Below are 13,457 nucleotides of genomic sequence, written 5' to 3'. Positions count from 1 at the left end.
TTCCATACTTCCTGCTTTTAATATGTAGCGTCTTCATTTTGACTAATGACATCGTTCAGACGATTGGAAAATTCCTCTGCTGCATTGACTCCCATACGTTTCAAACGATAGTTCATCGCTGCCACTTCAATAATAACTGCTAAGTTCCGACCAGGTCGAACGGGAATCGTCAGTCTCGTCAGATCCGTATCAATAATTTTCATTTTCTCTTCCTCGAGCCCGAGACGGTCATACGTCTTCTGTGCATCCCAAATCTCTAAATCAATTACTAGAGATATCCGTTTGAAGCTGCGTATTGCACTTGCACCGAACAAAGTCATGATATCAATAATGCCCAGTCCACGGATTTCTAGTAAATGCTCAATCAGTTTTGGTGGATTCCCTACAAGCGTATTTTCGGCTTCTTGTCTGATTTCCACACAATCGTCAGCAACGAGGCGATGACCTCTTTTGACAAGTTCTAGAGCGGTCTCACTTTTACCGACCCCACTCTTCCCTGTAATCAAAACGCCTACCCCATAAATATCAACGAGTACGCCGTGTACTGCAGTGGTAGGTGCGAGTTTGCTTTCCAAAAAGTTTGTCAGCAAACTGGAGAACCTCGTAGTTGCCATTTTTGCAGTCAATACCGGTACGTGCTCTTCATTCGAAGCAATCTTCAGTTCTTCCGGTACGGTCATACCATGTGAAACAATAATAGCTGGTGTATCAGGTGAGCATAACTTTTTCATGCGATCTATTCGTTCGTGAGGCAGCAACATATCATAAAATGACAGTTCTGTCGTACCGAGTAGTTGGACACGGTTTGCTGGGTAGTGTGTAAAATAACCGGCCATTTCTAACCCTGGTCTTGAGATATCGCTGATGGCAATATGCCTGCCGATGCCTTCCTGGCCACTGACTAGTGTTAAATCGAACATTTCCATTACATCTTTTGTTGTCACTTGTACCAAAATATCACCTGCTTTCTTCGAAATGCGAATTATCCGTCATGTCCTTTATTTTAGCATGCACTTTGAGAAAAGCGCAAAGTGCCGTTTTGCTGTACACCTGCGCTGGAAGGTTAGGGATGGCAATTGGAGCTAGACAAGCATTTTGATAGTACAACATTAATTTCATTGTACTAAATTGAAGGTAATCCCTATCGAAATTATCTCTCTTCTTTCATTTTTCCTATGTAAGTAGTAGGAGGGATGAAGAATGAAGAAGATAATCATCGATGCTGGACATGGTCCAGAAACTTCAGGTAAACGATCGCCTGATGGGGCCTTACGGGAATTCACTTTTAATGAAGCCACGGCTATACATGTCAAGAAACTCTTAACTGCTGAAGGATTTACCGTACTATTTTCGCATAATAATTCTTGCGATGTTGCACTTTCAGAACGCATATCTCTAGCGAACAAACTGAAAGTTTCAGCATTTGTATCGATACATGCGAATGCTTTCGGCAATGATTGGAACCAAGCTCAAGGCATTGAAACGTATACTTGTTTGAACCCAAGCGAAACTTCAACTAGGATGGCTACTTTTGTGCAGAAAGCTTTGATTATGCGCACAGATAGAAAAAATCGGGGTGTTAAAAAAGGAGACTTTGCCGTGCTGAGGGAAACGACGATGCCTGCCATATTAGTGGAATGTGGATTTATGACAAATAAAAAAGAAGCAGACTTGTTAAAAAGTCTAGAATATCAACAGCAATGTGCACAAGCCATCGTTTTCGGTATACTGTGTTCATTAAAATAAGGAATAAAAAAATCCCCAAATCGATTGTACGTTCGATTTGGGGATTTTCTATTTATTCAGCTGTTGTATAGCGTACGATGATCGAGCCTGTTTTTGCTTCCCCTTTAATATACAGAGGGACTGCTGTTGAATCTGTGAGTTCTTTTGTAAAACGGATATTTTTTTGCAAGAAATGCTCTTGCTCATTTAAACGTGTCACGTCCGGCAATGATACGTCCATTTTCCCAAAATTCGAAGACACGTCCCCTTGTAGGGCAACCGTGGAAGGGACATAAATTTCTACTGTACCAGCCACTGCACGTCCCTCAACTTTACGCGCTTCGGGATTTTTCGTGGTGACAACGACATGACCATTCACAGATTGTGCTTCAATATCTTTTAAATGGCCATCAATGTAAATACGACCATTGATGGTTTCTGCATCGACCTTGTTTCCTATGGCATCTTTAATATTAATGGCGCCATTGGCAGTTTGGATTTCGCCATCCTCCAATTGAATATTTTTCAATTCAATTTTGCCATTGGCGGTTTTGACTTTAAAACGTCCCACTTCTAGATGTTTGCTGATGAAGGCACCATTGAACAATCGAACCGATATGGAATCATACATTTGTTTTGGAACATACAAGACGACATTGACAGAAGTTGTTTTCATGTCGCTGATAATGCGCAACCTTTGTTGATCCACGACAAATACAAATTTTTCAAAGAAATCTTTCTTCCCATCCTCTTCATTGGGTGCACGATACACTTTCACATGGCATTCCGCTCGTACTTGACCGTCTTGTGAAGGATAAATTTCGAACTTCCCATTGGCAATGTCGACAGTGACTTCTTTGAAATCTGCTAACTCTTTTGTAAAGGTGTGATGAAATTCGTTCGGTTCACCGAAAGGCATATCGAAATCGAATGATTTCATTTTACCGACAGCCGTTTGCATAAATTGCATGAAACGGTCGCTGAATTGCGAAAAATCTCTTTTAATATCTTCCATAAAATCTTCTGCTTGAGAGGATGTGGTTTTCTTGTTGTGTGTTTCAGAATTTGTATGAGTGGAATGGTTATGCACATCAGACGTTCCCGGTCCAGCGTATGCTGACACATTAGGTTTAGCCTTATCAGTTCCAAGAGCCTCTAGTAATACCAACGCTTCTTGAGCAGAAATCGTTCCTTTTTCAACTAGATCTAAAATGCGTTTACGTTCTTCTTGCATATAGTTGGCCTCCTTCAAAGCCGCTTTGCGCGGAACTTTGTTCTTCCCTTATACATACGGTTCATCCACAAAAAGGTTTCATTTAGCTGAAACTGTCTCTTTTTTCGCCTTCTTTTTTGTGGAAGCTTTTGCGATTTGATCTTCCATGCGCTGACGGTCACGTTCTAGCACAGGTTTTAAATAGCGACCTGTATATGACTTTTTGACATTGGCAATTTCTTCAGGGGTACCCACCGCTAAAATGGTGCCGCCTTTATCGCCACCTTCTGGACCTAAATCAATCAAGTAATCGGAAGTTTTAATAACGTCTAAGTTATGTTCGATTACTAAAACGGTATCGCCACTTTCAACCAATCGCTGCAAGACAACAAGTAAACGGGCAATATCATGTGCATGAAGTCCAGTCGTCGGTTCATCTAGAATGTAGAATGATTTACCATTCGAGCGTTTATGCAATTCCGAAGCCAACTTAACCCGTTGTGCTTCACCACCTGATAACGTCGTAGCTGGCTGGCCCAACTCCATATAGCCTAGGCCTACATCAACAATCGTTTGAAGTTTACGGCTGATTTTTGGGATATTTTCAAAGAATTTCAGACCGTCTTCCACTGTCATTTTTAATACATCTGCAATATTTTTGTCTTTGTATTTCACTTCCAGTGTTTCACGGTTGTATCGTTTCCCATGGCAAATCTCACATGGTACATAGACATCCGGCAAGAAATGCATTTCAATCTTGATAATACCGTCGCCACGACAAGCTTCACAACGTCCACCTTTAACGTTAAAACTGAATCGACCTTTTTTGTAGCCACGCACTTTCGCTTCGTTCGTCGATGCATACACATCACGAATATCATCAAATACGCCCGTGTAGGTAGCTGGATTTGATCTTGGTGTTCGGCCAATTGGAGACTGGTCAATATCAATGACTTTTTCCAATTGTTCGATACCTGTGACTTCTATGTGCTGTCCAGGTTTTGATTTTGCTCGATTTAGCTTTTGAGCGAGAGCTTTATGCAAAATTTCATTTATCAACGTACTTTTCCCTGAACCTGACACACCTGTAACCGAAGTGAAAACCCCCAGTGGAATATCCACGGTAACATTTTTCAAATTGTTTTCTGTCGCTCCCTTGATCGTTATCAAACGACCGTCCGGTTTGCGACGTTCTATAGGCAGCGGAATGAATTTCTTCCCGCTTAAATATTGACCGGTAATGGACTTCGTGTTTTTCATGACTTGCGCCGGTGTTCCCGAAGCGACAATTTCTCCACCATGTACTCCTGCTCCAGGACCCACGTCAATTAAATAATCTGCAGCCATCATCGTGTCTTCATCATGTTCAACCACAATTAACGTGTTCCCGATATCTCGCATATTTTTAAGCGTTGAAATCAAGCGATCATTATCTCGTTGATGCAAGCCGATTGAAGGTTCATCCAAAATGTAAAGTACGCCCGATAAACGCGAACCAATTTGAGTCGCTAAACGGATACGTTGTGCTTCCCCACCCGACAATGTTCCAGCAGCCCGACTCAACGTTAGATAATCCAGTCCCACATTAATAAGGAACCCAAGTCGTTCATCGATTTCACGTAAAATGAGTCGTGCAATTTGCATATCTTTTTCGGATAACTCGAGTGATTTGAAAAATGCATCAGCTTCCTGAATGGAGAAAGACGTCACTTGTCCGACATGTAGTGAAGCTACTTTTACTGCCAATGTTTCAGGTTTCAGACGATAGCCTTCACATGTTGGGCAGTCTTGTTGGGCCATATATTTTTCCATTTGCTCGCGAATATAATCCGACGACGTTTCTTTATAACGGCGTTCGATATTTTTTAATACGCCTTCAAAATAAATCTCATTGCTCCGAACTTGTCCAAAATCATTTTCATAACGGAATGTAATTTTATCTTTGCCAGAGCCATGAAGAATTTTATCCATTTGTTCTTTCGGCAGTTTTTTCACGGGTTTTTTCATATCGATTTTGTAATGTTTACATACTGCCGCCAAAAGTTGTGGATAGTATTGAGAACTGGTCGGTTCCCACGGTACAATCGCTCCTTCATTCAACGATTTTGACCAATCGGGAATCACAAGTTCAGGATCCACTTCAAGCTTCGTACCTAGACCATCACATTCCGGACAGGCACCAAATGGACTGTTGAATGAAAACATGCGTGGTTCTAGTTCACCAATTGAAAATCCACAAATTGGACATGCATGATGTTCACTGAACAGTAATACTTCATGTTCCATTACATCAATCAAGACACGACCATCCGCTAGTCTTAACGCGGACTCCAATGAATCTGCCAGTCGTGCTGCAACATCATCCTTCATCACGACACGGTCAATAACAATTTCAATATCATGCTTTTTATTTTTGTCTAAATTAATGTCGTCATCCAGATCCATTAAATCACCGTTTACACGCACTCGTACATAGCCTTGCTTCTTCACATCTTCCAGCATTTTTGCATGAGTACCTTTACGACCGGAAACAATCGGCGCTAAAATTTGCATCCGCGTACGCTCCGGGAATTCCATCAAACGGTCAACCATTTGCTCAATGGTCTGTGATGTAATTTCAGTCCCGTGATTTGGACAGATCGGTTTCCCGACACGTGCAAATAACAGTCGCAAATAATCATAAATTTCCGTTACTGTCCCCACAGTGGAACGAGGATTGCGGCTTGTTGTTTTTTGGTCAATGGAAATGGCAGGTGACAAGCCTTCAATGGCATCTACATCCGGTTTATCCATTTGACCTAAAAACTGTCGTGCATAGGCAGACAATGACTCAACATAACGTCGTTGTCCTTCTGCATAAATCGTATCGAAAGCAAGTGAAGATTTACCCGATCCAGATAAGCCTGTCATGACAACAAGCTTGTCTCGTGGAATTATTAAATCTACGTTTTTTAAATTATGTGCACGTGCACCTTGTATACGAATTTCCTGGTTTTTCAAATCGGTTCATCCTTCCGCTTTCAGTTCCAAAATCGTGTCACGCAGTTCAGCTGCACGTTCGAAATCGAGTGCTTTCGCTGCGTCTTTCATTTCTTTTTCCAAAGTCAGCAACAATGTCGCTTTCTCGTCCTTGGTCAATTTTTTGCCTTTTGTTACTTTTTCCATATATGTCGATGTTTCTTCTGCATTATGAGAAGCACGAATGACATCGCGAATTTTCTTCTGAATTGTTTGCGGGGTAATGCCATGTTTTTCGTTATACTCTATTTGGATATCGCGGCGTCGCTGCGTTTCACCAATTGCTTTGGTCATCGAATCCGTCATGCGATCCGCATACATGATGACATGTCCATTGGCATTACGTGCTGCCCGTCCAATTGTTTGAATAAGTGAACGCTCGGAACGTAAAAACCCTTCTTTGTCCGCATCCAAAATCGTCACTAGCGAAACTTCCGGAATATCGAGTCCTTCTCTGAGCAAGTTGATGCCAATCAATACATCATACGTACCCATGCGAAGTTCTCTAATAATTTCAATTCGCTCAAGTGTTTTAATTTCTGAGTGCAAATAATTAACTTTAATGCCGATTTCTTTTAAATAATCGGTTAAATCCTCTGACATTTTTTTCGTTAATGTGGTCACAAGAACCCGTTCATTACGCTCGGCCCGTTGACGGATTTCATCAATTAAATCATCAATCTGACCTTCAATCGGACGGACATCGATTGTAGGGTCTAACAAGCCTGTCGGTCTAATGATTTGCTCAACCATGTCAGGTGTGTGTTCCAATTCATAAGGTCCTGGAGTCGCTGAAACGAATATGGCTTGCCCCATATGACCTTCAAATTCCTGGAATGTCAATGGTCTGTTATCCATGGCTGATGGTAACCGGAACCCATGATCCACCAACACTTTCTTACGAGCCTGATCCCCGTTGAACATCCCCCTTACTTGAGGCAATGTTACGTGGCTTTCATCCACGACCATCAGGAAATCGTCTGGAAAATAATCAAGTAATGTATATGGAGTGGCCCCAGATTCGCGCAGTGTTAAATGACGTGAATAGTTTTCGATACCTGAACAAAAGCCCATCTCGCGCATCATTTCCAAGTCGTAGCGGGTACGTTGTTCCAGACGCTGCGCTTCTAGTAATTTGTCTGCGCCACGTAGAACTTTCAGTTGCTGTTCTAATTCAATTTCAATATTTTCTATCGCTTTCAGCAATTTTTCTTCACGGGTAACGAAGTGGGAGTTCGGGAATATCGCAACATGTTCACGGTCTCCGATAATTTCACCTGTTAAGGCATCCACTTCACGTATCCGGTCGATTTCATCCCCGAAAAACTCAACGCGAATGCACCGTTCATCACGGGAAGCCGGGAAAATTTCAACGACATCTCCTCGCACGCGGAACTTCCCGCGGACGAAATTCATATCGTTTCGTTCATATTGAATATCGACCAATCGACGGAGTAATTGATTGCGTTCGATTTCCATTCCCGTACGAAGAGACAACACCATTTCCCGATATTCTTCGGGATTTCCGAGTCCATATATACATGAAACGGATGCAACAATTAATACATCCTCTCGTTCAAATAAAGCCGACGTTGCGGAGTGGCGCAATTTATCAATCTCTTCATTAATACTTGAATCTTTTTCGATATACGTATCCGTTTGTGGCACATAAGCCTCCGGTTGATAGTAATCGTAGAAACTAACAAAATACTCCACCGCATTATTCGGGAAGAATTCTTTGAACTCACTGTACAGTTGTCCTGCAAGTGTTTTATTGTGAGCCATGACTAATGTCGGCTTTTTGATTTCCGTCACTACATTCGACACTGTAAATGTTTTACCTGTTCCTGTTGCACCGAGTAACGTCTGGTATTTCCGACCTTCTTCAATTCCTTTTACCAATTCGCGAATCGCCTGCGGTTGGTCTCCGTCGGGTTTGTAAGGAGCCTGCAAATCAAAATTCTGTACCATAATTTCCTCCTTGTTTATAAAGCGGAAAGCGCTACTTTTGTTAAGGTTAGCGGGGTTCGGCCATTTTTATTGAATGTTCATATTTTATCATATTCCCCAATGGAACACGAATAAAAAGCGAACGTATGTTTTTCTGCTAAAAAAACAAAATCCGCTCTTCGCGAAGAGCGGATTTTTCACAAGTCTATAGGAACTAATCATTACACACTATCTTGTTGCAACTGACGTAATTCGCTTGTATATGCCACAAACGATTCTTTATCTTTCAGATCGAGCGCTCCATCAATCAAGGTCAGCAAGCGTTCTTTCCGTTGCTCGCGATGCACATGGTTCAAGAACAAATCCATGTAGATATCGTTCAACAGTTTCTCCGCTTCACTAACGGTCTGATTTCGCCCCATCGCTTTCAGAAAATCAGCATATGAATAATACTTATCCATTGCAATCACCTCGGATGCCTTTTTTCTATTATAAATAAAAAACCTAGGAAGTTGCAAATGTTTTTTCTGAATATTACGTATGATTTATTTTTTCTTAATATTTGTACTAATTAGTCAAAAGTATTGCAAAATTCCCAATTTTCTCTATAATAGGGTTTGTAGTCTAAAATAGGGATGTGAATAGATGGATAAAAAAATCTCCGCTGCCTCGAATTACATCGTGTCATTCAACACCATTGCTCTCGTACCGTTCTGGAATGAGAATAATCTTTACACTCGTGTCATTGAAAACCATATTGAATTTATCGTTAGAATGAAGCCTGGGGCTATTATAAAAAAATCACTTATTTTTTATGGAAACTCTTATAAACATGCTACGTTTTTCTCTCGTGAATCCATTGGCCCTTTGCATAAAGTCCCTCTCATCATTTCACATGATTTTGGAGTTCCATTAATCATGATGCCGACCCTATCTGCCGAATCAGACGGAAATATATGGATATCCTTTTCTGCTATCGATAGCTATTCAATTAATTCCCACAACCAATGTTTAGTGCATTTCACTAATTCGCAGATTCTACCGGTGAATGTTTCGTACGCAACAATGTGCAGACAATTTGTGCTTTCCCATTTCCTGACGAATCAATTTCAAAAAACACGCGATCAAATGAACCATCCTTTTTCTCAGTCAAAACTTACATATTTACCAACCCGAACAAATCCTACCTGATAATACATACTCTTAAGCCCTTTCTCTGTGAAAGGGCTTATTATTTTGATTTTCACTCTATTTCCCCACTCACTCAATTAGCCTGTTTTGCAATTGACAGATACACACTCAGCAGCTCCTCGACTCGATTTCTCAAGCGCACGTTCAAATAGCGGCGATGCTCTTCGTATCCACTGTGAAAAAAAACATATTCGGTAAAGGTGTCATCGTGATTGCCTCGAATGACTTTCATATTGTGTTGGCGCAAATAGATTTTGGTGTCTTTCAATTCGCGCTGCGCTTCCTTCACTGCTTGATCGATCATGGCCACATAAGGTCTTTTCAACTTGAATGGGCCTTTTTCAACGATTTCCCGGTCGCGCTCCAAAATGGTCAATACCATGGGGAGATAAATCATTTTTTCAAAATAGGGTAAACTATCGGCTGGAATGAGCGGCATGTTTTCGCCTCCTTTAAGAACGTTTGTTCGTATTTTATATTGTACGCTCATTTTTAAAAAATACAAGTGGGAAATCAGGGGAATTTCGCTGGAAGTGTTGCTGCGTCTCACTTCAAGTTAACCTGATCGTGAGATGACATGAAATATTCAGCATAAAAACCATAAAAAAACCACCTCGAAAAAGAGATGGTTCAGCGTTATTTATGTGATTTTCCTCGATAAACCCAAGCAGAAGCGATAAAGAAAAATCCGGATGTAACCATTAATGGAGAATGATCATCCCATACCGCATAAAACCCTGTAGCCAAGGATAAAACAGAAATGATTCCGGCAAACATTCGCGTTTGCAGTTGGAATCGTTCCACTTTGGATTGTGCATCCCGCATTTGCATGTATTCCCGCATTCGAGTCGGTTCATCTAGGAAAGTAATTACTTTTTGTGGGAAAGCACGCAATGGTCCGATTGCATTTAATGCAAAGCGTACCGCATCCTCTTTCGAAAATGATTTGTCCCCCTCTTTTTGGGTTGTTGCCCATTCAAGCACACGCGGTCGCGCAATGGCAAGTAAATCCACTTTCGGATCCAGAACATGGAGAACTCCAATAAACGTCGAAACTGCCCGCCCGAAAAAGGCGAATTCCGCAGGCAGCTGCACAGGTTGCGTACGGACAATTCCTTTTAAGTCATCCAGTAAACGGTCGACGACAAAACTGTCCATTTGCGTCAATTCTTCGGATTCATACGCTGCAACCACTCTGGCAATTGCATCTGCCAGTAAACGGCGGTCTGCCTGCGGCAACAAGAATCTCAACTCTTCCAGACCATCCAATACTTGGTCAAACTGTTTGAGCAGTATACCTTCGACGACTTTTAACACGGAACGCGCTTCCTCTTTACTGATAGAACCGACCATTCCGAAATCAATCAACACAATCGTGCCATCGGGTTTAATTAAGATATTTCCACCGTGTGGATCCGCGTGGAATTGTCCACCATCCAGCACTTGTTCTAAAAACAACCGAAACAGTCGCTCCGATAAAACGCGACGGTTTATCCCATTAGAATCAATAAATGCAAGGTCGGTTATACGGGCACCTTCAATCCATTCCATCACCAGAATGCGACGCGTAGAAAATTCATCATAGTACACAGGGAAACGAACACCTGGCATTGATTCGAAACGGTCCGCAAAGCTGCGCCCATTACGTAGTTCCTGTAAAAAATTAAGCTCTGCCCCAACCGTATCGACCATCTCGCTATACAACCGATTGAAATCAATTTGTTTGCCAAAAGCCGTGAAACGTTTTGCCAGCCAAATCACAATTTTCATGGCACGAAAATCAGCACGTAAAATGCGCTCGATTTCCGGGCGTTGAATTTTCACTGCCACAGGCGTCCCGTCTTTCAGCGAGCCCTTATAGACTTCGCCGATCGATGCAGATGCGACAGGTTTATCCGATAGGTTCATGAGAATATCCGTATGAGTTTCATTCCACTCCTGTTCGAGAAGATCAATTGCTTTCTCTCTCGGAACAGCAGGAACCCGGTCGGTCAACCCTTCTAGCTCTGCAATAAATGAAGGCGGCATAATGTCCGCACGTGTCGATAAAAACTGTCCCATTTTAATCATTAATCCGCCGAGTTTGAGTGCGGTCCGTTTATATTCCTTCGCTTGCCTCGTCACAAGCCGCTCCCATTTTTCGTTGATTACCGGTGTAAAACGACCTTTATAACGGCGCTGAAAAAGCGTTACTTGTGTAAAAAACTTTACGGACATCCAGACAATGCGATAAATTCGATAAATTGCTAAACGTTCCATTTCAAGCGCCTCCTTTGCCTACCATTATAGAGAGAGATGGCGACAACGTCCAAAAAGTGATATGTTTTGAAGGGGAAAAACTTTCAAAATTGTGAACATTATAAGGGGGATTTACCATGGAAACCATTCGCTACGAACAAAACGGGAATTTAGCTATCATCACACTCAATCGTCCGGACTCTATGAACGCCTTTAACTATGATATGTTACGTGAACTTGGTCAGGTTGCCGAAGCCATTCGCATCAATCCAGACGTTCGTCTCGTTGTTTTCACAGGTTCTGGTGAAAAAGCATTTAGTGTAGGTGCAGATTTAAAAGAACGCAAAACATTGACAGAGCAACAAGTAAAACGCAATATTTACAAAATCGGTGAAGTATTTTCAGCCATTGAAAACTTGCCACAACCTACGATTGCCATGATGAATGGCCACGCATTCGGTGGAGGGATGGAACTTGCACTAGCATGCGATTTCCGAATTGCAGCAGATAATATGTTACTTGGTCTCACTGAAACGAGCTTAGCCATTATTCCAGGAGCCGGTGGTACACAGCGCCTGCCACGCTTAATCGGAGAAGCAAAAGCTCTTGAATTAATCCTGACTGCACTTCGCTTAACAGCTGATGAAGCTCTGGCTTACGGCGTTTTAACAAAAGTGGTTTCCAGCGGAAGCTTACTAGAAGAAACCGGGAAATTTGCCAATCTGATTTTAGCAAACGGGCCGATCGCCGTACAACAAGCGAAATTTGCTATCAAACACGGCATGAACGCTGATTTACATACAGGCTTGAACATTGAACGCAAAGCCTATGAAATAACGATACCTACTGAAGACCGTGTTGAAGCCTTGATTGCATTTGGTGAGAAAAGAAAGCCTGTCTTTAAAGGGAAATAATAAAGAGCTATTCCAGAGATTTCACACTATCTCTGGAATAGCTCTTTTGGGTAGTATCTTCACTATCATGTTCCAATAGAATCAGTCGTTTAAAAAAGCCATCACATATTCCGCATCGTCTCCTACACCTTGAAGAATAGCGGATCCTCTTTTACTTTGCCATGGCAAGCCCAAGAAATACAATCCCTTTACTGGACTGATTCCTTGTTGATGCAGCACTTCATTTTTCTCACTAATGGCTCCATTAATTTGAATACAAGAGTAGTCAGATCTGAATCCTGTGGACCAGATGATATTTTGTATATGTAAGGTGGAATCATCTTGGAATCTTACTTCATTCGCCTTGCACTCAATGAGCCTCGATTTTAGTACAACCCGATTTTGTTTTAGTGCATTTTTCAACTCGTGACCAAAAATGAAATCGCCTTTTCGCTGTATGAATTTACCTAGCATGGAATTTGAAGACGCATTTAATATTCCCACTTTATCCAACCACCAAAAAATGCTTTTTCCCATGATGAATAACGGCATATAATCGGGGTTTTTACTGACCGCCAAATATGTTTTCTTTGATTTCGATAATTCCACAGCAATTTGTGCTCCACTGTTCCCTCCGCCCACCACCAACACATTACCTTCTTGCAATTGGCTTTCGTTGCGATACTCGGATGAATGCAATTGAACAACATAATCATCAATTGATTTAGACATTGAAGGAACAAACTTTTTATGGAAAGGCCTAGTTGCCATGATGAGGTTTTTTGTTTGAAAAACACCATTATTTGTCGTTACCTTAAACGACTGATCGTCATTTTGAACGACTTCATGAACTTCCGTATTAAATTGAACGGGGAATTGATATGTCTTGGCATACCGCGCTAAGTAGCGGCTAACTTCATCTTTCGACGGCAATCCATGCGGCTCTCCTTCCATTATCATGCCTGGAAGGGAATTATAAAGGCGTGGTGTGAAAAGAACCAATGAGTCATATCGATTAACCCAACTCTCACCAATGAATGATCCTTTGTCGAGAACAAGAAACTCCTTCTCATTTGACTTTAAAAAATAGCTCATAGCTAATCCAGCCTGACCAGCACCGACGACAATTGTATGATACAACTGGGAACACTCCTAAATAGAGATTAAAGTTTTAAATAGACTTCATTGAAAATATAAAATTGTTATCACTCACTGTCCGGAAAAAATGG

General features: G+C 41.6%; 11 protein-coding genes. 3 read left to right on the top strand and 8 right to left on the bottom strand.

All coding sequences use genetic code 11. From position 1 onward, the window contains the following. Positions 1-17: 17 nt before the first annotated feature. Positions 18-953: an HPr(Ser) kinase/phosphatase gene (gene hprK, locus AC1DSK_RS05670; RefSeq protein WP_477547744.1), complete on the bottom strand. Its 936-nt coding sequence runs from the start codon at positions 951-953 to the stop codon at positions 18-20. Positions 954-1,200: 247 nt separating this feature from the next. Here hprK and AC1DSK_RS05665 point away from each other — a divergent pair, with 247 nt between their 5' ends. Next, positions 1,201-1,746, top strand: a complete 546-nt coding sequence (locus AC1DSK_RS05665) for an N-acetylmuramoyl-L-alanine amidase (RefSeq protein WP_477547743.1) — start codon at positions 1,201-1,203, stop codon at positions 1,744-1,746. Between the two features lie 52 nt (positions 1,747-1,798). Here the strand turns inward: AC1DSK_RS05665 and AC1DSK_RS05660 are convergent, their stop codons facing one another. From AC1DSK_RS05660 to AC1DSK_RS05645, 4 genes are all read right to left on the bottom strand, one after another. After that, complete coding sequence (locus AC1DSK_RS05660) at positions 1,799-2,959, bottom strand: DUF4097 family beta strand repeat-containing protein (RefSeq protein ID WP_477547742.1); 1,161 nt, start codon at positions 2,957-2,959, stop codon at positions 1,799-1,801. Between the two features lie 78 nt (positions 2,960-3,037). Beyond that, positions 3,038-5,938, bottom strand: a complete 2,901-nt coding sequence (uvrA, locus tag AC1DSK_RS05655) for an excinuclease ABC subunit UvrA (RefSeq protein ID WP_477547741.1) — start codon at positions 5,936-5,938, stop codon at positions 3,038-3,040. Between the two features lie 6 nt (positions 5,939-5,944). Further along, the gene (gene uvrB / locus AC1DSK_RS05650; protein ID WP_016429108.1) at positions 5,945-7,927 is read right to left on the bottom strand and encodes an excinuclease ABC subunit UvrB; all 1,983 of its coding nucleotides are present in this window, start codon (positions 7,925-7,927) and stop codon (positions 5,945-5,947) included. Between the two features lie 200 nt (positions 7,928-8,127). Further along, positions 8,128-8,367: an IDEAL domain-containing protein gene (locus AC1DSK_RS05645; protein ID WP_477547740.1), complete on the bottom strand. Its 240-nt coding sequence runs from the start codon at positions 8,365-8,367 to the stop codon at positions 8,128-8,130. 184 nt (positions 8,368-8,551) lie between these two features. Between AC1DSK_RS05645 and AC1DSK_RS05640 the strand changes: the two genes are divergently transcribed. Beyond that, positions 8,552-9,097, top strand: a complete 546-nt coding sequence (locus AC1DSK_RS05640) for a competence protein ComK (protein ID WP_477547739.1) — start codon at positions 8,552-8,554, stop codon at positions 9,095-9,097. A gap of 73 nt (positions 9,098-9,170) precedes the next feature. On the opposite strand, the gene AC1DSK_RS05635 is transcribed toward AC1DSK_RS05640, so the two are convergent. Continuing rightward, positions 9,171-9,536: a YhjD family protein gene (locus AC1DSK_RS05635; RefSeq protein WP_342543105.1), complete on the bottom strand. Its 366-nt coding sequence runs from the start codon at positions 9,534-9,536 to the stop codon at positions 9,171-9,173. Between the two features lie 197 nt (positions 9,537-9,733). Then, the gene (locus AC1DSK_RS05630) at positions 9,734-11,356 is read right to left on the bottom strand and encodes an ABC1 kinase family protein (RefSeq protein ID WP_477547738.1); all 1,623 of its coding nucleotides are present in this window, start codon (positions 11,354-11,356) and stop codon (positions 9,734-9,736) included. 116 nt (positions 11,357-11,472) lie between these two features. Between AC1DSK_RS05630 and AC1DSK_RS05625 the strand changes: the two genes are divergently transcribed. Then, the gene (locus AC1DSK_RS05625; RefSeq protein WP_477547737.1) at positions 11,473-12,249 is read left to right on the top strand and encodes an enoyl-CoA hydratase-related protein; all 777 of its coding nucleotides are present in this window, start codon (positions 11,473-11,475) and stop codon (positions 12,247-12,249) included. A gap of 81 nt (positions 12,250-12,330) precedes the next feature. Here AC1DSK_RS05625 and AC1DSK_RS05620 read toward each other — a convergent pair whose 3' ends face one another. After that, positions 12,331-13,368, bottom strand: a complete 1,038-nt coding sequence (locus AC1DSK_RS05620) for a flavin-containing monooxygenase (protein ID WP_477547736.1) — start codon at positions 13,366-13,368, stop codon at positions 12,331-12,333. Positions 13,369-13,457: the final 89 nt, after the last annotated feature.

The sequence above is a fragment of the Paenisporosarcina sp. P4_B8 genome (assembly GCF_056402175.1).
The sequence above is the reverse complement of the archived record's forward strand: the minus strand, read 5'-3'. Positions and strand labels throughout refer to the sequence as shown.

Bases quoted from the DNA above. Each gene is read 5' to 3' on its own strand.
- AC1DSK_RS05630 (WP_477547738.1), bottom strand. From the start codon at position 11,356: ATGGAACGTTTAGCAATTTATCGAATTTATCGCATTGTCTGGATGTCC.
- uvrB (WP_016429108.1), bottom strand. From the start codon at position 7,927: ATGGTACAGAATTTTGATTTGCAGGCTCCTTACAAACCCGACGGAGAC.
- AC1DSK_RS05640 (WP_477547739.1), top strand. From the start codon at position 8,552: ATGGATAAAAAAATCTCCGCTGCCTCGAATTACATCGTGTCATTCAAC.
- AC1DSK_RS05635 (WP_342543105.1), bottom strand. From the start codon at position 9,536: ATGCCGCTCATTCCAGCCGATAGTTTACCCTATTTTGAAAAAATGATT.
- AC1DSK_RS05625 (WP_477547737.1), top strand. From the start codon at position 11,473: ATGGAAACCATTCGCTACGAACAAAACGGGAATTTAGCTATCATCACA.
- AC1DSK_RS05660 (WP_477547742.1), bottom strand. From the start codon at position 2,959: ATGCAAGAAGAACGTAAACGCATTTTAGATCTAGTTGAAAAAGGAACG.
- AC1DSK_RS05665 (WP_477547743.1), top strand. From the start codon at position 1,201: ATGAAGAAGATAATCATCGATGCTGGACATGGTCCAGAAACTTCAGGT.
- AC1DSK_RS05645 (WP_477547740.1), bottom strand. From the start codon at position 8,367: ATGGATAAGTATTATTCATATGCTGATTTTCTGAAAGCGATGGGGCGA.